At 70.8% G+C, this 21,578-nt stretch carries 11 protein-coding genes; 1 reads left to right on the forward strand and 10 read right to left on the reverse strand.

Features of this window, described 5'->3' with window-relative positions:
* Positions 1-5 precede the first annotated feature (5 nt).
* From IG08_RS60920 to eccD, 9 genes are all read right to left on the reverse strand, one after another.
* Positions 6-6,359, reverse strand: a complete 6,354-nt coding sequence (locus tag IG08_RS60920) for a WXG100-like domain-containing protein (RefSeq protein WP_030618809.1) — start codon at positions 6,357-6,359, stop codon at positions 6-8.
* A 3-nt stretch (positions 6,360-6,362) separates the two neighbouring features.
* Complete coding sequence (locus IG08_RS0146835; protein WP_030618813.1) at positions 6,363-6,704, reverse strand: hypothetical protein; 342 nt, start codon at positions 6,702-6,704, stop codon at positions 6,363-6,365.
* A 37-nt stretch (positions 6,705-6,741) separates the two neighbouring features.
* Positions 6,742-7,224, reverse strand: coding sequence for a YbaB/EbfC family nucleoid-associated protein (locus tag IG08_RS0146840; RefSeq protein WP_030618816.1), 483 nt, complete (start codon positions 7,222-7,224; stop codon positions 6,742-6,744).
* A gap of 19 nt (positions 7,225-7,243) precedes the next feature.
* Positions 7,244-10,753 (reverse strand): AAWKG family protein, encoded by a 3,510-nt coding sequence (locus IG08_RS0146845; RefSeq protein ID WP_030618818.1) that lies wholly within the window; start codon positions 10,751-10,753, stop codon positions 7,244-7,246.
* A gap of 69 nt (positions 10,754-10,822) precedes the next feature.
* Positions 10,823-11,314, reverse strand: coding sequence for a type VII secretion system-associated protein (locus IG08_RS0146850; protein ID WP_030618821.1), 492 nt, complete (start codon positions 11,312-11,314; stop codon positions 10,823-10,825).
* A 122-nt stretch (positions 11,315-11,436) separates the two neighbouring features.
* Complete coding sequence (locus IG08_RS0146855; protein ID WP_030618826.1) at positions 11,437-11,757, reverse strand: WXG100 family type VII secretion target; 321 nt, start codon at positions 11,755-11,757, stop codon at positions 11,437-11,439.
* A 103-nt stretch (positions 11,758-11,860) separates the two neighbouring features.
* Positions 11,861-12,226 (reverse strand): hypothetical protein, encoded by a 366-nt coding sequence (locus IG08_RS0146860; RefSeq protein WP_030618829.1) that lies wholly within the window; start codon positions 12,224-12,226, stop codon positions 11,861-11,863.
* A 336-nt stretch (positions 12,227-12,562) separates the two neighbouring features.
* On the reverse strand, positions 12,563-14,161 hold the full coding sequence (gene eccB / locus IG08_RS0146865) for a type VII secretion protein EccB (protein ID WP_030618833.1): 1,599 nt from the start codon (positions 14,159-14,161) through the stop codon (positions 12,563-12,565).
* Between the two features lie 97 nt (positions 14,162-14,258).
* Positions 14,259-15,659 (reverse strand): type VII secretion integral membrane protein EccD, encoded by a 1,401-nt coding sequence (gene eccD, locus IG08_RS0146870; protein ID WP_030618836.1) that lies wholly within the window; start codon positions 15,657-15,659, stop codon positions 14,259-14,261.
* A gap of 253 nt (positions 15,660-15,912) precedes the next feature.
* Here eccD and IG08_RS0146875 point away from each other — a divergent pair, with 253 nt between their 5' ends.
* Positions 15,913-19,986, forward strand: coding sequence for a type VII secretion protein EccC (locus IG08_RS0146875; protein ID WP_043456974.1), 4,074 nt, complete (start codon positions 15,913-15,915; stop codon positions 19,984-19,986).
* 372 nt (positions 19,987-20,358) lie between these two features.
* On the opposite strand, the gene IG08_RS0146880 is transcribed toward IG08_RS0146875, so the two are convergent.
* Positions 20,359-21,546, reverse strand: a complete 1,188-nt coding sequence (locus IG08_RS0146880) for a S8 family serine peptidase (protein WP_267965055.1) — start codon at positions 21,544-21,546, stop codon at positions 20,359-20,361.
* Positions 21,547-21,578: the final 32 nt, after the last annotated feature.

Below are 21,578 nucleotides of genomic sequence, written 5' to 3' on the forward strand. Positions count from 1 at the left end.
GGCGGTCAGGTCGTACCCCGCACGAGCCCCGTCTCGCCGTGGCCCATGATCGTCAGCCGGCCGCCCGGACCGTGGTGCTCTCCGTGCGACGCGTCGGCGCCGAACCGGAGCTGCGGTCCGATGACTGCGTCGACGCCCGCTCCCCACTCCCTGTCCGTGTCCTTGGCCTGGGTCGCGGCGCCTTGCAGGTAGTGCTCGACCTCGACGTCGTCGCGGCTCCCCAGGTCGGTCGGGGCGTGGGTGTGCAGCTTGATCCGGAACGCCTGCTTGTGATGGCCGTCCTTGGGCAGTTCGGTCTCGTGGCCGAAGCGGCCGGTCATGTCGCCGAACCTGGAACCGAGGACCACCGGGTGGGCCAGGTCCCGGATCTCCTCCGGCCAGTTGGACGGTTCGCGCAGCCAGCTCTCCGGCAGACCGTTCCCCTGGGCGTACATCCGGGCGGCGAGCTGCGCCAGCTCCGGCATCAGGTGGAACGCCGGGTACAGGCCGTGGGTGCCGCTGCCGAGGACCAGCGACCGCTCGGTCGGCGGCGGGGCCATGGTGACCCTGACGTTGCCCGCCTGCTGGGCCTGCCCCAGCGTCATCGGGACCTTGGGCGCGTGCTCCTGCGGGTTGGCGATGCGGGCGATGACGGGTAGTTTTCCGCCGACGTACGACGGCTTGCCGGCCTCCGGGGTGACCGTCCACAGCACCGTCATCTGGTACCGGTGCTCGTCGACCTTCCCGCCGTCCCCGCCCGTCTCGGTACGCCGGTATCCCTTCGACAGGCTCTTGAACTTCGCCGTCTTGCTCCACGAGGCGCGGAACACACCGCGTACCGCGCCCAGTTGGATCCGCATCTGCGGAATCCTGATGTGCAGCGAACCGAGGTTGAACTCGTGCTCCGGAGTCCCGATCAGGGCCCCGCCGCCGAACGCGATGTGTCCCTTGGTCGCCCGGCCGCGGTCGCCCGTGACCGACGCGCCGTTCACCACACGGGCGTTGACCTTCATCGCGTACGTGTCGCCCGACGGGTTGGTGTCCGAATTCACAGGCCCGGTCAGCGGGTTGGGCCCGTCGATGCGATGGCCCCACTTCACCTTCGCCGAGACCTTGTAGCTGCGTCCGCCCACCTCTATCGACCGGTGGACGCCGAGGAGCGCCTGGTGCGGGTCGGACTCCAGGGCCGGGCGGCCGTAGAACATCGCCAGGTCCCGGTCCGCGGTGGCCCAGTCGGCCTTGCCCGCCTTCCGGCCGCCGACCGCCTTCGTGTGGAGCTGCTCGATGGCCTCGCGCAGGTCGCTCTGGAGGGCCTCGGTGCCCGGCAGCGCGATCGGCATGCTGAATCCGAGGCCGCGCCGCGAGGCCAGGGCGATCGGCTCACGCGGATCGGGCGGAGGCACGAGCCCTCTCGGGGTCGTCCCCATGCCGAGCCGGAACGGGGGCCGCCCGGTCGGCAGTCTTTTCACCTTCCGCGGTCGGGGCGGGGTGTACACCTTGTACTGGGGGCCGGTCACGTCGCCGTTCGTCGGACGCAGGTCGGCGGTCCACTGCGAGCCCACCGTGCGGTGCACGAAGTCGGCCGCTTCCCGCTGGGGCACGCTCAGTTCGGAGTCCGTGGTCACCACCACCGGGGCCACCGTGTGGGTGCTGGACTCCACCGTCGCCGTCAGCCGCAGCCCCGCGTGGTAGCGGGACTGGTCGCCGAAGATGTTCAGGACCGTGTGGCTCAGGTGCCCGGCGTCCAGCGCATAGCCCTCGCTGCGATGGCTGCCGAGCATGGCGCCGAGCGCCGGGACCAGCCCCGTCGCCGTCACCTTCTCGTGGCCCTTCGAGTCCTCGACGTCGCCGTGACTTCCAGTGTCCGCGACATGGCCGGAGGCGGGGTCCTCCGCCGGCTCGGCACTCAGGTTGCCGACCCCGGCCGTGTTGTAACCCCCGCCGAGACCTCCGGTCGACGAACCCTTGCTCACCGCCGTCCGGTTGTAACCCGACCCGATGTCGTCCCTGGTGCCGACAGTGGTGTCGCCCACGTACTGAAGGCTGTCGATCTCGGCCCGCAACCGCACATGGCCGCGGAACTTGCCGCTCATCAGCGGCCCGTGCACCTCGACACTGTCGGAGGTGTCCCCGCTCGACCACCAGTTGTAGCGGTTCCGGGCCGTCGGCTCGCTCAGGAAACCCTGGCTGGACTCCATCCCCAGCCCCGCCATCACCTTCCGCACCGACGGCGCCGGCAGCCCGGCCGCCAGCAGATTCCGGTGCAGTCCGGCGATGACCGGCGTCATGTTGACGACGTTCAGCAGCTCCCGTGCCTGCGAGGGATTGTTCTTGCCCGGCGCCGACGGCCGCAACGACACCGGCGCGTCCGGATCGGGCCGATGCCCGTCCGCCGACGAGTACGGCCCCGGCAGCTTGACCTGCAACCGGTCGGGCACCGTGACCCTGCGATCAGGCGGCATGACCTCCTCACCGCCTACGAAGACCCGCATCTCAAGACCCGCGGTGAACAGGTTGAAATCGTTGATGAACGGCTTACGGCCGGACAGGACCGTACGCGACCAGCCCATCACCTTCGTCTTCGCCGAACCCCACAGGAGCTGCGGAGCGACCACACCGGCGACCGTCGCGGCCGCGTGCGCGCCCAGATTCAGGCCGGTGAACACCAGGGAGTCGACGCCCTGGATGGTCTCGTGAGAGGTCTCGCCACCGGTCTGCGTCGAGCCGAAACCCACCGGGTATTCCTTGACGTCACCCTCGTCGGGCGGGACGAACGCCAGGTCACGCACCATCGGGCGCAGCCACACCAGCCGCCCGTCCACCACCAGCGTGCGGCCGACCGCGAGCAGGTCGTCCCAGGTCGACGGCTTCTTCGTCACCAGCAGATCCGCGATCGCGTCCCGGATCCCGGACCGCAACCCGTCCGACGAACGCCCCGGACCCGGATCGGGCAGCACAAGCTCCTGGCTGATCCGCCCGGCCCACAGGTAGGCCCGCTGCTTCGTGAACGGTATGTCCTTGACCGAGTCCGCCACGATGGCCTGGCCCATCGCGTCGTACGACATGTACCAGGGCGTGCGGTCCGGCGACTCGTCCTCCGGAGGAGTGACGGGTTCGGGTTCCGGCTCCGGCTCGGGTTCGGGCTCGGGCACCGGCTCCGGCACCGGCTCGGGCACCGGCACCGGCTCGGGCTCGGGCACCGGCTCCACCGGTGCCTCGGCAACCGGCGGCGTGACCGTGATCGTCGGAATGGGCTGCGGGGGCTGCGGGGGCGGGGGCACCGACTCGGACTCGGTCCGGAACCCGGGCGGCGGCACCGGCGTGGGGGCGGACTCGGTGGGGGGCGTGGGCTCAGGTGTCGACTCGGTCGCCGTGACAACCGGTGTGGGGGCCGGTGTGGGTGTGGGGGTGACGTCCGTGGAGGTGGGGGTCGGTGTCGGTGTCGGTGTCGGTGTCGGTACGGAGAGGTCTTCGAGCTCCACCCAGTCGATCCCCGGAGTGGGCTCCGAGCCGAAGGGCACGGTACCCCGCGCACCGCCTCGGACGCGCGGACGCAGGCCGAGGTCCATCCGGAGGCGGTCGGCCAGCACGGTCGCTGTGTCCCGCCCGCCGTCCGTCACCAGCACGTCGGCGACCTCTCGTACGGCGTCCCGGAACTCCTTACCGGCATGCCGGGAGTCGGCGAGCACGGGGTGCAGCTCCAGCGGCAGAACCAGCCCGACGGCCGTGCCCCACGCACGGGACGGGTCCTTGCCAGGGGCCCCGTTCGCGTCCTCCGGCACGGACGTCGCGAAGTCCGTGTACGACTCCTGCCACATCCGCCGTGTCGCGTTCGCGGCAACGACGTCAAGCTCCTGCGGCCATGGTCCGGGCCGCGTCATCAGCAGCCGGGTCTGATCGACCTTGGACAAGTCACTGCCGTACAGGGGAAGTTGCCCGTGGCCGTCCAGCTGCGCCTGGGCCCGCAGCTTGGGAGTGACCTCGACCCCGGCCGCGCTCAGATCGTCGAGACCGACGGTGCCGTCGACGTCGAGATCCGGCATGCCGGTGGACAGATCCTCGGGCGACACCCGCTGGGCGATCCACTGACGCTGGTCGCCGTCACGGGGAACCACCGGAACGATGTCGGACCGGATCTCCGGCGCCTGGGCGTACGGATCCACGCCCAGGTCCCGCAAGCGGTCCTCGATCTCGGCTACCTGCCCCCGGGCACGCTCGGCGTGGGCGGTGGCCTCCTCAAGACCGGCGACGTCATGGCTGCTTCCCACGCCCGTCTCGACACGGTGCCGAATCTCCGCGACGGAGTCGACGGCTGCCGCGAACTCACGTACCGCGTCCGCGTGTTCGTCACGTACGACGTCGATCTCGGCCTCGGGGACGGTGCCGACGTTCTGGCCGTCCACGACGTCGACGCCCTCGTCCGCGTGGGACTCCGGTTCGCGCGGCTTGTCCTTGGCGTTGCCGTCGGGGGTGGTCGCCGTGTGCGAGTTCGGGGCGCGATGACCGGTCGCGTCCGGCGGGGTGGTGGTGTGGGAGGACGTGTTCACCGGGGTCGGGGCCGGGGACACGGCGGCCGGGGGCGCGTTCAGGCTCTGGCTCTGGTTCTGGTTCTGGTTCTGGTGACTCTTTACGTCGGAGTCGGAGTCGGAGTTGGTGTCCGTACTCGTCTGATTGCCCGTGTCGCTCTCGTAGCCGCTGTCATAGCCACTGTCGTTGTCCTCGACGTCACTTTCGCCGTACGCGTTTTGGCCACCGGTGCTGGTGCTGGTGCTGCTGTCGGTGGACAGGTTCTGGGACGACCCGTTGGAGGACGTGGGAACGGAGACAGGCGGCGTGTTGCTGCTGACGTCGACGTCCGGAACCGTCGAGGACGAGGTGATCGGGGTGCCGCTCTTCGCGTCGCCCAGGGGGGCGTCCACGTCGAGGTCCCCGTTCAGCCCCACGGAGTTCCGGTTGACGCCGCCGGAGTCGGCGTTGCTGTTCAGGCCACTCGAACTCCCGTTGAAGCCAGCGGCGTTCCCGTTGACGCCGTTGACGCCGTTGAGGTCGCTGGTGTCGAAGTCCGTCTCCAGGGTCGACAGGTCGGGTGTGGACGAAGAGCCGCCCACCGAACTGTCCGGCGTCTCGGAGTGGTTGGTCCCGTCTCCCGGGCCGCCGGAGCGGTTGCCACCCCCGCCCCCACCCCCGCCTCCGCTGCCGCTGCCGCTGCCGCTCCGGGAATCGTTGTTGATTCTGTCGGGGTTCAGGATGTCGTGCCCGTTGGCCTTGCCCAGCGAGCCCAGGCCCTTCGAGATGCCCGCGTCCAGGCCTGCCTCGACGCGTTCGCTGAGCCCGGCACCCACGAAGGTCATCCAGCTTGTGACGAAGTTCCCGTAGAAGACGGCCATGGCGATGGCCTCGGCCAATGCCTCGGATGCGCCGTCGGCGACGAACTGCAAGGGCTGATCCCTGAATCGGTAATCTTCGGGATCACCGAAGTCGCCGTCGCCGTCGCCGTCGCCGTTGCCGTACTTGTTGCCACCCGTGCCATCCGGGACGTCGCCGTGGTTCCCGTTGACGCCGTCATTGTGACTGCCGTTCGGGATGCCGTTCCCGCTGCCCTTGTGATTGTTGGGGAAGTCGTTGATGCTGGCGCCGTCGAAATTCTTGTCCCACTTGTTCGGTGGGTCCTTCACGGTGTGGTTGATGGCGTTGTCGATACCGTCGGTGATCTTCTTCGCGACGTTGCCGAAAACCGATCCGAAGAAACCGGCCGCCGCACCGAAGAACCCGCTGAACGTGACGGCCCCCCAGTCGACCCCGCCGGGCCGCTGTCCGGCCGGGCCCGACATCATCAGGGACAGCCGGACCACGAGGGTCATGAACGCTTCCTGGATCATGTTCGTGATCGTCGGAAGGATGTGCAGACGCATGCTGAGCTCGATCAGGATCACCAGCATCCGGGCCCTGGTGATCATTTTGCGCAGGGCGATCTGGCCGAGCGAGGCGCCGCCGGTGAAGTACGACAGCGCGGTGAGAACGGCGATCTCCACCGCCAGCCTGATCAGTTCGGCGATGAGCTGCCACTTGGCCTCGCGGATGTCCATGGCCGTCTGCCGCAGCCCGTCGGCCGCCTCGCCCATGCCGTCGGTGAGCTGGTCGAGATACGGCAGCATTTCGTTCATCGCGTCGATGAACTGCTCCCCGACCTCCCCGGGCAGCGCTTCGCCGACGAAGGAGATGGCCTGGCGTACCTTCCCCTTCAGGACCTCGACTTTCGCCCTGGTGGTCACATAGTCGAGGTTCTTCTGATTGGTTCCGTCCTCGTTCGTGTCGGGGAACGGCTCGCCAATGAGTATGAAGAAAATGGCTTTCTGCCATTCATTCGGCATGATCGCCATGAGCTAACCCCGCCGAGCACCGTAGTTGCCCGCTTCCTCGTCGATCCCGTCGGTGATGGCGTCCTGGGTGCCCTGCGTGGTCTGCACGTTCATCAGGGTCGCCTCACCGGTCCGTTCGAGAGCCTCGGCAAGACTCGACAGCGAGCCCGAAGTGGCGTCCCGGTTCTCCACGAAGTTGGCGCGGATCTTCTTTCCGTTGCTGTCGCTGCCGGTCCAACTGGTGTCGGCCATCACGGTGTCGAACTCGCTCAGGATGCCCCAGGCGGTCGTGCCGAGGTCGGTGAGGATGGAGATGCCCACGGCGACTTGCTCGGGGTCCATCTCGAAGGAACTGCCGTCTGCCATGTCTTCTCCGTCACTCGGAATACCGCGATGACGCCGCTCACCGGCGGCGCGATGCCCTGCCGGCCGTGTCGTCGTCCTCGTCGATCTCGTCACGCAGCCGGTCGTTCGCCGACCGCACCCCCGGCTCCTCGGGCAGCGCGTCGGCCGCGGGTCCGACGATCCGGTCCCAGTCGATCTCCATGCCGGGCAGCTCAGGCATCGTCGCGCTCGGCCGGGTGAGCGGCTCGAAGAGATCCCGTACCGCGCGGGCGTGGTGCGAGCGTGCCTCCTGGACCGCGTCGAGCACGGCGTCGGCCAGCTGTGAGGCGGACATGGACCGGTACTTGCCGTCCAGGAACTTCAGGCCCGCCAGCTCGCCCTGCGCGCCCACCGTCGCCTCCACCGAGCCGTCCTTGGACATCACGGAGGACGAGAAGGCGCTCATCTGCCGCTCGGCCGCCGCCACGGCCGCCTGGACCGACTCCAGCCCCGCGGTCGCCTGCGCGAGCTTCTTCTCCAGACCCTCGATGTGGTCACTCATCGCTGACTCCTGATCTCCGTCATCGTCCGATCACTGCCGGTGTCGTGCCCTCGTCGGTGCCCCAGACGTCCTCGTCCTCGGTCACCCAGGCCGCCCGCGCGCGGTCGCCGCTCTCGGTGGTCCCGCTCCGCTGTGCGGGCGGGGGCATCGCGGGGGTGAACGAGGCGGCGCCGGAACGCGTGGTGATCACGTCCTCCTCCAGCTCCTCGTCCTGCCTCGCCGCCCGGCGGCCGGCGGCGGTCTGCGCGGCCGCCGCGCCGCGCCGCGTGGCCGCCCTGCCGAGGCGGGGGCCCGGACTGGACCGCTCGCGCTCCGTCGGGGACTCGCCGCCGCCTCCGCGCATGCCGCCCATCGGCGGCATCATCGGGCTGCCGGACCCGGATCCGGACCCGGACCCGGACAGCGCGTTGGAGCCGGAACCGCCCAGCGCGTTGGAGCCGGAGCCGCTCTGGTCGCCCTGCACGAACGGGTTGTCGGATGTGTTGCCGTCGTATCCCGTGCCCGATCCGGAGGAGGCCGCGGCGGCCGCGTCGTCGTACGCGTAGCCATTGGAGCCCGAGTCGCCCTGGTATCCGTACGAGGATCCGCCCGAACCGAGGCCCGACGTCGTGTCGAGGTCGACGTTCCCGGAGTTGCCGCTCGGGTAGTCGATGGTGATGCCGGAGCCGTTGCCGGAGTTGTCGCTCGGGTAGTTGACGGTGATGCCGGACCCGTTGTTGGAGCCGCTGCCGGACCCGTTGCCGGAGCCGTTGCCGGACCCGTTCGGGAGGTCGGTGGTCGACCCGTCCGGATACGTCACCTGGATCGGGTTGTTCGGCGAGGTCACCGTCGTGTTGCCGTCCGGGCCCGTCACCTGTACCGAGCCGTCCGGGTACGTCACCGTCGTGTTGCCGTTCGGGGAGGTCACGCTGGTGGTGCCGTCCGGGTAGTTCGTGGTGATCTCCCCGTTGGGAGACGTGACCTGCACGCTGCCGTCCGGGGACGTCACGGTCGTACTGCCGTCGGGGCCCGTCACCGTGACCGTGCCGTCCGAGGACGTCGTCGTATTGCCGCTCGGGCCGTCCACAATCGTGGAGCCGTCCGGATTGGTGATGATCTGGCCGCTCGGGCCGTCCACGATCGTGGAGCCGTCCGGGTTGGTGATGATCTGGCCACTTGGACCGGAGACGATCGTCTGGCCGTCCGGCGGAGTGACGGCCACGGAGCCGTCCGGCTTGGAGACGGACACGGTGCCGTCGGGGTCGGTCTGGGTGACCGTGCCGTCCGGGTCCGTGGTCACCTTGGTGCCGTCGGGGTAGCTGGTCGTGACGCTGCCGTCGGGGTTCTGGACGGTGACGCCGCCGGTGAGCCGGCTCGAATTCCCGGAGCCGTTCGTCTGCGACGAGGAGTTTCCGAGGCCGGTGACCGGGAGGATGGACTGGGAGTTGCCCGAGTCGAGCTGGTTGTTGGCGCTGTCGATGATGGACTGCACCTGGTTGTTGGCGTCCGTGATGGCCTGGCCCGCCGCCGAGTCGGACTGGTTGCCGGTGTCTTCCAGCTGCGAGTTCGAGTTGTCCTGGATCGGGACGATCTGGTTTCCGGCATCCTTGATGGCCTGGTTGGTCGCCGCGTCGATCGCCTGGTCGCCGGTGTCCTGCAGGAGTGAGTCCGTGTCGTCCTGGATCGGCACGATCTGGTTGCCCTCGATGGTCATGCCCTGCTCGGTCACCCCGTCGATACCCTGGTCGCCGGTGTCCGTGATCGCCTGGTCGCCCGTCGTGTCGAGCTCGTCGATCGCGTCCTGGTTCGCGTTGATCGCGGCCTGGGTCGCCGCGTTGGACTCGTCGATCGCCTCGTTGTTCGCGTTGATCACGTCGTCCGTCGCCGCGTTGGACTCGTCGATCGCGTCGTTGTTCTCGTTGATCGCCTCTTCCGTCTCCGCGTTGGAGTCCTTGATCGCCTGGTTGTTCTGGTTGATCACCTCCTCCGTCGCCGCGTTGGACTCGGCGATCGTCTCGTTGTTCTTGTTGATCACCTCCTCCACCGCCGCGTTGGAGTCGGCGATCGCCTCCTTCGCCTTCGCCCACGCGTCGTCGATAGCGTCCTGGTAGCTGTCGTCCCCGGTGCCGTCGCCACTGCTGCCGTAGTCGCCGCTCCCGCCCGACCCGAGGTAGCTGGTGACCTCGGGCTCCAGCACCTTGTCGAGGACGCGTTTGGCGTCGTTGAAGGCGTCGTTGACGCTCGTCAGGGCCGAGTTGCCCGCGGGAGTCAGGTGGTCCTCCACGCCCTGGTCCCAGGACTTGACCGCCTTGACGCCCAGACCGGACCAGGTGGAGACGTCGTGGAGCCAGCCGTGCCCGGGGATGAACCGCTCGGCCTCGGGTTTCAGGCCCCAGAAGAACCCCGATGTCTTTGTCTCGTCCCAACTTTGGGAGCCGGCGGTGCTGTTACCGCTCAGGTAATTCGACTCGCTACCGGACCACCTGTACAGCTTGAGGTGCCGGGCGTTGTGGTTGAAGACCCATTCACTGAGACTCTGCAGCATCGACACGAGGATGCCGTAGGGGCTGGCGAGGCCCGGCAGGTATCGGTACTGGCGGTCCCCGTCGGGCGCGACGATGTCGGCGTACTCGGCGTTGGTTCCGCTCTCCCAGTCGCTCCACGCCCGGTACATGTCACGGATGGCGTGCAGGATGGTGTTGCCGGCGCCCAGGATGGCGTCACCCTGCAAGCTCGACGACGCGTACCAGTCCCACTTCGCCTGGTGCGCGGCGGAGAAGCCGCTGGGGTGCATCTGGTCGGCGAAACCGGCGTAGTTCGTGTGAAGTCCGTCGATGAGTCCGGCGAACACCCCGGCCGCCTTGCCCTGCCAGGCCGCGGTGTCCCTTCCCAGGGACTCCTTCCACTGCTTGAGCGTCTCGGCGTGTTCCACGAAGAACCTGGCCACCCGGTCGTACGCCTGGGCCGTCCTGGTGAAGGTCTCGAAGTCCAGGGCCTTGGACACGTCGACCGTGATGCCGTTCGACGAGAAGTCGATGTCGTTGGGGGCCGTGATGGCCCCGTAGCCGATGTGGTACAGCACGTTGCCCGCGCCCTCGACGTACTGCCCCAGGGCGTTCTTCATCCCGGTCAGCGAGCTGTCGCCGTCGTTGCTCCAGCCGAACGGGTCGGAGAAGGGGAGCTCGACCTCCGCGCCGTCCGGACTGACGAAGTCGATGGCGACCTCGTGGAGCCTCGGGTAGATCCTCTCCTTGAGCTCCTCCTCGGAGTAGTCGTCGAGATCCACCTCCTCCGGGTTGTCCAGCGGCGGCCGGTAGAAGTGGATGACGAAGTCGTGCCCGCCGACGTTCAGCCCCGAGGTGGCCTGGTACGAGGCCGCCGTCATGAGCATGAAAGGGACCTGCTTGATCGAGACCGAGATCAGCGGCGCGTCGCCGTTCGGTTCGAGGCCCGTCGAGGTTTCGCCGAAGACCTTGCTGCGTTCGGGCATCTCGTAGCCGGTGAACATCTCGACGGCCGTGGCCCAGTGATCGGTGTCTTCGGCGGCCATGGGAGGACTCCCGGGTGAGGAACCGGTGGGGGAGGAGAGACGGGGGCGAGGGGCTGGTGGGCGGGTGTGTCAGGCGCTGTCGCTGTCGGAGCCGCTGTCGGAGCTGTCGGAACTGTTGTCGCCCGAGGAGTCACCGCTCGACGAACTGCCGTCGAATCCGGAGTCGCTCATGGTCGCGCTGAACTCCTCCGCCGAGATGTTGCCGAGGTTGTCGCCCTGGGTCTTGAACAGTTCGTGCAAGGTCGCGCGCAGGCCGTCGTCGATCTCGTTGAACGTGTCCTGCTGTGCCGTCAGGACGTCGACGACCGTCGAGATGTTGGTCGACAGCGACTCGGCCAGGCTCTGGCCGCTGGTCAGGTCGTCCCTCTCGATCACACCCATCATGAGCGGATCGCCCCTGTGGATCGCGGTCACGCGGTCTTCGCCGTAGCGGCCCTCCTCCATGTCCAGCATGGACGGGTCACCTTCGAGGATCTTCTTGAGGTCACCGATGAACGACGCCAGGCTCCCGTCGATGAACGCCTGGATGGACTGCTTGTCCGTGTGGCTGAAGTCCGCCATGGATGCTTCCCCTCTTACGGATGTCTCCCAGGTGTCGAGGTGACGGCATGCCGTCGTGGTACCGCCCCCGGCCGGCGGTGCCCTGTTGCCGAAGACGGTGCCATCACGGCACACGGCCGAGGTCACCTGCCGATGGACACCTCGGACCAGAGCTGGCTCAGGGAGTTCTCCGTGTACTTGTAGTTGTCCGAGACGTCGGTGAGCAGGCTCGCGTGCGAGTTCAGCAGCTGCTGCATCTTGACGACGGCGGCGTCCCAGTTCGCCTGCTTCTCCTCGTAGACCTCCGCGTCACCGCCCCACCAGGTCTGCTTGAGCTCGCTGAGCTCCATCTCCAGGTTGCTCAGGGTGCCTTCGATGGCCCGGGTCTGCTGGACCATGTCGTCGGCGGCGTTGTAGACGGGGTTGTACTCGACGTGGATGAAGCCGTCGTTCATGTCGGACATTCAGGATCCTCATCTCTTCGGTGCCGGTGCGGTGCCAGTGGAGTCGTGTCGCCGGGGCCGGAGCCGGGGCGGAGGCGGCGGTCGGTGACCGCGGCGGGCATGCTCAGCCGGCGGGAGCGATGGCCCCGGAACCGGACAGGGCGTCGAAGGCGGCCTCGCTGGCGCTGAACGCCTGGTCGATGGCCTCGCGGCCGGAACCCTGGGCCAGATTGTGCTGCGTCAGGCTCGTGTTGAGCTTGTCGATCATGTCTTCGAGGTTCTTCAGGATGACGACCACCTGGTCGTCCCAGAGGTCGAGCAGCTTGCCGTAGGCGCCGCCGTCCGAACCCTGGTAGGAAGTCGACAGGTTGTTCTTGGTGCTCTCCACGTCCTGAAGGATGCGCTGGACGCCGCTGTACGCCGTCTCAAGGGCGCTGATCCCGTTGCGCGTGGATGATTCTTCTGACTGCTGAGTGCCACCCTGGCTCATGTCGCCTCTTCTCTCTGCGGCAGCGTCACTGTCGCCCTTCCGGCCGACCGGAAGGGCGCACCTGGAAGACGGTGACGGCGCTCGCCGGGTTCAGTCACCGGCGCAGAAAGCCGGAAGAGTTGTGACGCGGTTCCTGATCACTTTCATTCCTCATCTGACCGTAAAGGCAGGCAAGTTGTACGTGCAACAGTTCTTGACCCTCGACACACGAGCACTTATGTCAACTCGTCCTTCTTTTACCTCCTTGTCACCTCCCGGTATCACCGCCAGCATCCGAAGGGCGAACTCGTCGGCCCTGTAAGGGCGTTGACGTCACGGCGTCACGGCGTCACGGCGTCACGGCGTCACGGCGTCAGTGCCACCCGGCGCCATGGCGCCCTCGCCACCCGGCGTCGTGGCGTCACCGCCACCCGGCGGTGCCGCGCTGCCGCCGCCGCAGCCCGTGTCGGCCGGCACCGTACGCGCGCCCGCGGGGGCGGACGCGGCCGACGCGGCGAGGTCCGGCCCGCTCGGCAGCATCGACAGCAGCAGCGAGGGCACGGTCGCCTCCTGGGCGTCGGTGTAGCCGAGGGCCTTCTCGTCGTCGGCCGTGGGCACCCGGTACTTCACACCCGTGTCCGTGACCAGGTACCGGCTGCCGCCGGCGTCGCCGCCCACGGCGCTGGCCGCCCGGACCAGCGCGCCGCCGCCCGGTTCGACGACGACGCCGTCGACCGGCAGGCAGGACCGCGCGGTTCCGGTGGCCGTCGCCTGGGCGACCGGGGCCAGCGCGCTCTCCGCCACGAGCGCGACGCCCACCCGCACCCCGGTTCCGGAGGCCGAACCGGGCGTCACGGCGGCGCAGACGCCCTGGTCCTCCTTGACGCCGGCGAGGGACGGCGGTGACTCGGGCAGCCCGGCCACCGAGCCGGCGGACGAGCCGGTACCGGTGTCCGTGGACGTGTCCGTGGCGGCCAAGTGGCCCTTGAGAGCGCCCGCTTCCAGCTCTCGCGCACTCGCCGGACCGCCGTCGTACGCCTTCTCGGCGGTGTCCGGGTCGCCGAGTTGCAGCGCCGCCCCGGTGTTCGTCAGCGGCACCAGGCCGCCGCGTTGCAGCAGGTAGTACTGGGACCGCTCGGACCCCGGCACGGTGGTGCGGAAGACCTGTCCGATCCGGGTGTCGAGCCCGCCGATCGTCGGCCCGGCCCCGCCCCGGCCGGGTACGTCGGCGGGCGACAGGTCCGGTCCGGCCGGCAGGGCGTCGACGAACGCGGCGGAGACCTCGCGGGGTTCGGAAGACCCGTAGCCGAGGCCCTCCAGGGCGCTGCGGCCGGTGTCGATCCGCAGCCTCAGGCCCCGCCACACCAGGTAGCGGACGCCGTCCGGGTCGGCCACCAGCAGGGCGCTGCCGTCGGGCAGCGGCTGCCCGGCGGCGGACGAGGCCACGGAGAGCACGGTGGCGTCGCTGCCCGAGCCGTCGGCGGACGCCGAACACACCAGCCAGGGGCGGGAGTCGGCGAGCGCGCCGGCGTCCGGCAGGACGTCCGGGGCGCCGCTGATGCCGACGGCGGAGCCCCGGGGGGTGCCTCGCAGGGATTCGGTGCCCACCGCCGTGGTGGTCATCTCGGCGCCGGTCGACGACGCGAGAAGCAGCGCGGAGGCGTAGTTCAGCACCGGGCGCAGCCGGCCGTCCGCGTAGAAGTAGCGAGCGCCGGTGTCCTTGTCCACGATCAAAGTCCCCGAGGCCCGCCAGGAGTTGCTGGTGGACGGGGACATGAGGCCGAGGACGAAGGCCCCGGCCGACACCAGCAGCGCGACGACGATGCCGATCGCCAGGCCCCGGTTGGTGCGGCCGACGGGGCTCTCCGGCGCGTCCAGGTCGGTGCGCAGCAGCCCCGAGGTCAGCCGCCCCATCACGAACATGTGGGCGTGTACCTGGTCGCGTCTGTTCTGCACGTCTCGCTCCCTACGGGATCGATGGAGTTCCCCTACGGGGTCGAAGAGTTCACCGGCCCGAGCCCGGGGCCGGACGCCGGGATCACAGGTCCAGTGATCACAGGTCCAGCGATCGCAGGAAGCCGTAGAAGCCGAGGATCCACAGCATCAGCGGCAGCAGGCTGATCGCCGCGGCGGAGTGCAGCAGTTCGGCGGCCCGGCCCCAGTACGGCACCAGCCGTCGCCCCGGCACCGTCCAGGAGGCGATGGCGCACGCCGCCGCCGTCGCGAACAGCCCCACGAGCAGGGCGGGCAGGGTGTCCGGCGAGACCTCCAGGGCCGCGGACACCACCAGGCCGGCCACGCCGAGCACCCCGGGGGTGATCAGCGCGAGCCGCTGCCAGAAGCTGCCCATGCCGCGGCCGTGCAGCAGGAGGAGCAGGGAGAGCGCCCCGGCCATACAGCCGCCGGGCCGGCCGAACGGCTGGACCAGGGCGGCCAGGCAGGCCGTGCAGAGCAGTCCGGCCGCCGCGAACAGCGCGGTCATCCACCCGTCGGCGACCACGGTACGGGCGGCCACGTCGCCGCTGGCGTGCGGGTCGATGCCCTGCTGGAGCTGCTGGGCGTTGGTCGGCAGCGGCGGGGTGCGGAACCCGGCGAGCCGGAAGGACAGCGCGGGCACGAACGCCCCGAACAACACGGCGACCAGGGTGATCACGGCGGCGGCCTCCTGCGGCGACTGGTCGAACAGGAGCAGCAGCAGCCCGCCCAGCGCACCGCCCACCGCGACCGCGGCCGTGGCCAGGAACAGCGGGGTGAAGGCCGCCACCACCGCGAGCGCGAGCACCGCGCCGCCCGCCGCGGCGGCGGACGCGGCGAGCAGCCGGGCGCCGAGCACATGGTGTGCCTGGTCGCCCTCGAAGGCGCCGCCGGGCAGCAGCCAGCCCGCGTGCGTCCAGTACACGGTGGCCATCACGCCCAGCGCGGCGCCGGCCCCGGCGTCGCCGACGGCCCGGCTCGCCGAGGCCGCGCCGGCGAGCAGCAGCAGGCCGCCCGCGATCAGTACGCCGATACGCAGCCAGAAGTCCAGGCCGGGCAGGGTGAGCAGCACCGAGCCGACGGCCAGCGCGGTCACCGAGAGGCCGATCAGCACCCGGCGGCCGACCGGCGGGGTCCAGACGAACGGGCGGCGGTCCATGGTGGTGGCGATGCCGTCGACCAGGTCGTCGAAGTGCGGTTCGGGCAGCGCGTCGGCGCGCGGCCTCAGGTGGAGGGTCTCGCCGTCGCGCACCCCGGCCGCGTCCAGCGTGACCTCCTCGTCCAGGGGTGCGCCGCCCAGCCGTTGGAGCAGCCAGCCGCCGTGTTCGAGGCCGGATTCCTGGGCCTCCTCGCCGGCGTAGTCGAGCAGTACGGGCAGCAGGTCGGCCATCGGTATGTCACCGGGGACGGCCAGGTCCATGGACTTCTCGGGTGCGCGTACCGTGATCCGGCACAGATGCGCCAGCGTGGAGTCGGTCAAGGCTCGCTCGTCTCTCCGGGTGTCGGGCAGAGGGGGGGGCCGTCGGGCAGTGCGGAATGAAGAGACCTTGTGGCAGTTGGGGGGCCGGGACCGACGCGCGCGAACGGCGTCCGGAATCGGATGGCTGTACCCTACAGAACCCTTCCGGCGTGGTCCGGGGAGCCTTGCCCCGCCTACGAGTTCGCGGTCCGGGGCGTTCTACAGTTCGGTCGTTCGGTCTTCGCGCCATCCACCGAGAGGCTGTCCCTTGAGTGTGGTTCTCTTCCGTCGTCCCGCCCGCCGCCGGGCCCCGGACATGCCCGAGGGAGAGCTGAGCCTCCAGGAGCCTCCCACCCTGCCGGAGACGGTGCCCGACACCTCGGCGGTGTGGAACTACCTGCCCATGGGCATGATGTCGGCCTCCATGATGCTGCTGTTCGTCCGTATGGGCAGCGGCAGTTCGGCGCTCGGTTACACCGCCCTCGCGCTGATGGTGACCGCCTCCGGGCTGATGATCCTGGGCCAGGTGATGCGCAAGGCCGGCGACCGCAAACGCCGGCTGCAGGGCGAGCGCCGCGACTATCTGCGCTACCTCCGGCAGACCCGGTTCCAGGTCCGCGGGGCGTTCGTGCAGCAGCAGTACGCCCTCGCCTGGCGGCATCCCGAACCCGGCGCGCTGTCGTCGCTGGCCCGCACCTCACGGCTGTGGGAACGCAGGCCGGGACACGACGACTTCGGCGAGGCGCGGCTCGCGGTGGGCGGTCAGCGGCTCGGGCTGCGCCTGGCGCCGATGTCCACCAAGCCGGTCGAGGACCTGGAGCCGCTGTCCGCGCACGCGCTGCGCAGCTTCATCCGGGCCTACGCCACCGTCCCCGACCAGCCCATCGCGCTGTCCCTGCGGGCCTGGTCACGGGTGCTGTTCCGGGGCGACGAGGACCGTGTCCGCGGTGCCGTACGCGCCCTGGTGGCGCAACTCGCCGTGTTCCACTCGCCCGACGACCTGTGGCTGGCCTTCTGCGTGTCCGAGGAACGGCGCGCGGACTGGGACTGGGTGAAGTGGCTGCCGCACAGCCTGCACGCCGAGGAGCAGGACGGCGCCGGACCGGTGCGGCTGGTCTTCTCCGACCTGACCGGCCTGGTGGACCTGCTGGGCGCGGAGTTCCAGGAGCGGCCGTCGCACGACCCGGAGGCCGTGCCGGGCCAGGAGGAGCCGTTCACGGTGATCGTGGTGGACCACGGGAGCGTGCCGAGCGGCCACCGGTTCGACGGCGCGGGGTTCCGCAACGCCGTCGTGCTCGACCTGTCCGGCGAACTCACCTGGCGGCCCGGACGGTCCACCCTGCGCCTGGAGTTCGACGAGGACGCAGGCACGGACGCAGGCACAGGCACGGGCGGGGGCACGGGCGCGGGCCAGGGCGGCGGCACCGTCAGTCTGGTGCGCACCGACCGCAACCGCCAGGAGCAGCGCACGGCGCTCGGCCGTCCCGACCACCTCGGTCCGGCCGTGGCGCGGGCGGTGGCCATGCGGCTGTCCCCGTACCGCCTGGCGTTCGGCGGCGACAACGCCGAACCGATGTCCACGGACATCGAGTTGACGTCCCTGCTGGGCATCACGGACCTGCACCGCCTCGACCCGCTGGAGCTGTTTGCCCGCCGCGGCCCCTCGCAGCGGCTGCGGGTGCCCATCGGCATCAGCGCCGAAGGAGTTCCCGTCGAACTGGACATCAAGGAGTCCGCGCAGGGCGGCATGGGCCCGCACGGCATGCTGATCGGTGCCACCGGCTCCGGCAAGAGCGAGACGCTGCGCACCCTGGTGCTCGCGCTGGCGCTCACCCACTCCTCGGACACCCTCAACTTCGTCCTGGTGGACTTCAAGGGCGGTGCCACCTTCCTCGGCCTGGACGAACTCCCGCACACCTCCGCGGTGATCACCAACCTGGCCGACGAGGTGGCGCTGGTCTCCCGTATGCAGGACGCCCTGCACGGTGAGCTGATGAGGCGCCAGGAGCTGCTGCGCGCGGCGGGCAACTACACCTCGGCCCTGGAGTACGAGAAGGCACGGGCCGCGGGCGCCCCGCTCCAGCCGCTGCCCAGCCTGTTCGTCATCGTCGACGAGTTCAGCGAACTGCTCTCCGCGCACCGGGAGTTCATGGAGCTGTTCGTGATGATCGGCCGGCTCGGGCGCAGCCTCGGCGTGCATCTGCTGCTGGCCTCCCAGCGGCTGGACGAGGGCCGGATGCACCAGTTGGAGAGCCATCTCTCCTACCGCATCGGGCTGCGCACCTTCTCGGCGATGGAGAGCCGGGGTGTGCTGGGCGTGCCGGACGCCTACCACCTGCCGTCGCAGCCGGGCAGCGGCTACCTCAAGAGCGGGGTGGAGGAACTGACCCGGTTCCGTGCCGCGTACGTCTCGGGACCCTACGAGCAGCGCAGCGGTCCGGTGGCGCAGGCACGGGCGGCCGGCCAGGTCGTGCCCTGGACCACGGAGTGGGTCGCGCCCCGTCCGGCGCCGGACGCCCCCGACGAGCCGGACGAGCCGGACGAGCCGGACGAGCCGCTGCCCACGCCGGGCGAGGAGGAGCAGTCCGGCACCGAGCAGACGCTGATGGCCGCCGCCCTGGAGCGGCTGCGCGGCTCAGGACCGCCCGCCCACCAGGTGTGGCTGCCGCCGCTGGACACGTCGCCGTCGCTGGACCAGCTCCTCCCTCCGCTGTCACCGCACCCCGAGTACGGCCTGACCACCGTCGGCTGGGCGGGCCGCGGCCGGCTGTCGGTGCCGGTCGGCATCGTCGACCGCCCCTTCGACCAGGTACGGGACCTGCTGACGGTCGACCTGTCCGGCGCCGGCGGCCACGTGGCCATAGCGGGCGGCCCGCAGAGCGGCAAGAGCACGGTCGTACGCACCCTGATATGCGCCCTGGCGCTCACCCACACCCCGCGCGAAGCGCAGTTCTACTGCCTCGACTTCGGCGGCGGCTCACTGGCCGGGCTGACCGGGCTGCCGCATGTCGGCTCGGTGGCCGCCCGGGTGGACACCGAGCGGATCGGACGGACCGTCGCCGAGGTCACCGCCATCCTGGAGGACCGCGAACGGCTCTTCCTCCAGCACGGCATCGCCTCGATGCGCGACTACCGGGTCCGCCGGGCCGCCGGCGAGTTCGCCGACCAGCCGCACGGTGACGTCTTCGTGGTCGTCGACGGCTGGTCCACCGTGCGCCAGGACCACCAGGACCTGATCCCCACGTTCACCAGGATCGCCGCGCGCGGCCTCAACTACGGCATCCACCTGATCGTCACCACCGCCCGCTGGGTGGAGCTGACCGCCGCCGTGCGCGACCAGTCGGGCACCCGGATCGAGCTGCGGATGGGCGACCCCATCGAGTCCATGGCGGACTCCCGCCGGGCCAGGAGCGTGCCCGCCGCCCCGGGCCGCGGCCTGACGGTGGACAGCAAACTGCACTACTTGTCGGCTCTGCCCCGGATCGACGGCGTCGAGAGCGCGGCGGACCTGGAGACCGGGGCGTCCGCCCTGGTCCAGGACATCAATGAGCACTGGACGGGCCCGAGGGCGCCCCAGGTGCGGCTGCTGCCTCCGTCGCTGACCAGCACCGAGCTGCCGAATCCGCAGAGCACGCCCGAGGGCGGGCTGCGGGTGGCGCTGGGCCTGGAGGAGGACAAACTCGCCCCCGCCTGGCACGACTTCGCCGCCACCCCGCACCTGCTCGTCGTCGGTGACACCGAGAGCGGCAAGACCAACCTGCTGCGGCTGGTCGCTCGTGCGATCACCGAGCGCTACACGCCCGAGGAGGCGCGCGTCCTGCTCGTCGACTACCGCCGTGACCTGGCGGAGGCGGTGCCGCCGGAGTACCGGCTCGGGCACGCCGTCTCCATCGACGCGCTGCGCGAGCTGGTCAGCGGCGCGGCGCGGGCGATCCAGCTCCGGGTGCCGGGCCAGGACATCACCCCGGCCCGGATGCGGCTGGCCGACTGGTGGACGGGGCCACGGCTGTTCGTCCTCGTCGACGACTACGACATGATCGGAGCCGGCCCCGGCAACAACCCCTTCATGCCCCTCCTGGACCACCTCGCCCTCGGCTACGAGGTCGGCCTGCACATGGTCGTCGCCCGCTCCGCGTCCGGCGCCGGACGCGGCCTCCAGGAGGCCTTGATGCGACGCCTCCAGGAGGTCAACTCCCCCGGCCTGCTGCTCTCCTGCCCGCCCACCGAGGGCTACCTCTTCGGCAACATCAAGCCACGCATCCTCCCGCCCGGCCGGGCCCTGCGCATCGCCCGGCGGACGACGACCCTGGTCCAAACGGCCCGCCTGGCCCCGCCCGAGACGCCCTGAGGGACGGGACGACACCGGCGGACCACCCCCGCGTCCAGTCCCGGGAGGCCGACGGCCGCCACCCCCGCGCCCGCCCACGCGGGGGCCACCACGGACACCTTTGGGCCGACGCCCGGCCGTAACCCGCGGCGCGGGCGTCGGCCGCTCGCAGACAGCCTCAGGGCGGCGGTCGCCATCCCCGCGCCGGCGTGCGCGGGGTGGTCCCGGTCGGCCTCAGGGCCGTGGTCGGCCTTCCCGTGTCGGCCTGTGCCGGACAGCCGTAGGGTGGCGGTCGCCATCCCCGCGCCGGCGTGCGCGGGGTGGTCTCGGTCGGCCTCAGGGCCAGGGTTGGCCGTCGTCGTGTCGGCCTGCGCCGGACGGTCGCGCGCAGTCTCAGGGCGGCGGTCGCCACCCCCGTGCCCGGCCGCGTGGGATCACCACCGCCGCGGCGGCCACCACCAGCACCAGGCCCGCCATGGCGCCGGCGGCCAGCAGTGCGCGGTGCCGGGGGGTGGTGGACACCGCGGGCAGGTGGAGCGGGGTGGCGGGTGACGGGGCGGCGGGGGAGCGGGAGCCCGCCGGGACCATGGAGAGCGCCGCGTACGGGTCCAGCCGGGGCGCGTCTCCGGTGGGCGCGGCGGAGGCGGTCAGCCGCTCGGCGGTCTCGGCGGCGGTCAGCTCCGGGTGGTAGGCGCGCACCAGGGCCGCCGTACCGGCGGCGAACGCGGCGGCGGAGGAGGACCCGGCGCCGATGTAGTGCCCCGAGCCGCGCGGCCCGATGCCGACCACCGGGCCGCCGGGGGCCGCCAGATCCGCCCCGGTGGCGCCGGACGCGCTGGCCAGCACGCTCCCGTCGGCCAGCACCCCGACCACCGACAGGGCGCCGGGCGCGGACGCCGGCCAGTACGCCCCTACGGGCGTGTCCGTCGACTTGGGTTCGACGTCCGGCGCGGCGGCGGCCACGACCAGGGCGTCATGGCTGGTTGCGTAGCGGACGGCGGCGGTGAGTTCGTCCTCTCCGGTGGTCAACGCCAGGGCTACGGCGATGACTTCGGCGCCGCGGTCGACGGCGGCCCGGATGCCGTCGGCGACCAGGCCGGCGCTGGCGGTGCCCCGCCGGTCAGTGCCGCGCACGGCGAGCACCCGGCCGGCCGGGGCCACTCCCCGGAAGGCCGTGCCGCTGGTCGGCGCGGCGGCGACGAGCCCGGCGGTGAAGGTGCCGTGGCCCACACAGTCCTCGCCGGCGTCTCCGACGGCCGTGACCCGGCCGGACAGCGTCGGCGCCGTGGCCGACACCCCGGTGTCCACCACCGCGACGGTGACGCCCTCGCCTCGGGACAGCTGCCAGGCGTGGGACAGCGACAGGCTCTGCTGGGCCCAGGTCGCGTACCGCGCGGTGCGGTCCGACGCGGCCGTGCACGGGGCGTCGTCGGCCAGGGCGAGCGGGATCGACGGCAAACTCGTGCTGTCGCCGCCCGCCGACGAGGTGGGAGAGGGGGACGCGGGGGAGGGCGAGGCGGCCACGGCGGGCGCCGGTACGGACGCGGCGCAGACCATCGCCACCGCCAGTGCGCCCAGCAACCTGGACCACTGGGACCCGGGGGGCCGGGGGA

Source organism: Streptomyces fulvoviolaceus (genome assembly GCF_000718165.1).
Classification (GTDB): Bacteria; Actinomycetota; Actinomycetes; order Streptomycetales; family Streptomycetaceae; genus Streptomyces; species Streptomyces fulvoviolaceus.

Excerpts from the sequence above, each read along its gene's own strand:
- IG08_RS0146860 (WP_030618829.1), bottom strand. The coding sequence starts at position 12,226 with ATGAGCCAGGGTGGCACTCAGCAGTCAGAAGAATCATCCACGCGCAAC.
- IG08_RS0146855 (WP_030618826.1), bottom strand. The coding sequence starts at position 11,757 with ATGTCCGACATGAACGACGGCTTCATCCACGTCGAGTACAACCCCGTC.
- IG08_RS0146835 (WP_030618813.1), bottom strand. The coding sequence starts at position 6,704 with ATGGCAGACGGCAGTTCCTTCGAGATGGACCCCGAGCAAGTCGCCGTG.
- IG08_RS0146845 (WP_030618818.1), bottom strand. The coding sequence starts at position 10,753 with ATGGCCGCCGAAGACACCGATCACTGGGCCACGGCCGTCGAGATGTTC.
- IG08_RS0146840 (WP_030618816.1), bottom strand. The coding sequence starts at position 7,224 with ATGAGTGACCACATCGAGGGTCTGGAGAAGAAGCTCGCGCAGGCGACC.
- IG08_RS60920 (WP_030618809.1), bottom strand. The coding sequence starts at position 6,359 with ATGGCGATCATGCCGAATGAATGGCAGAAAGCCATTTTCTTCATACTC.
- IG08_RS0146850 (WP_030618821.1), bottom strand. The coding sequence starts at position 11,314 with ATGGCGGACTTCAGCCACACGGACAAGCAGTCCATCCAGGCGTTCATC.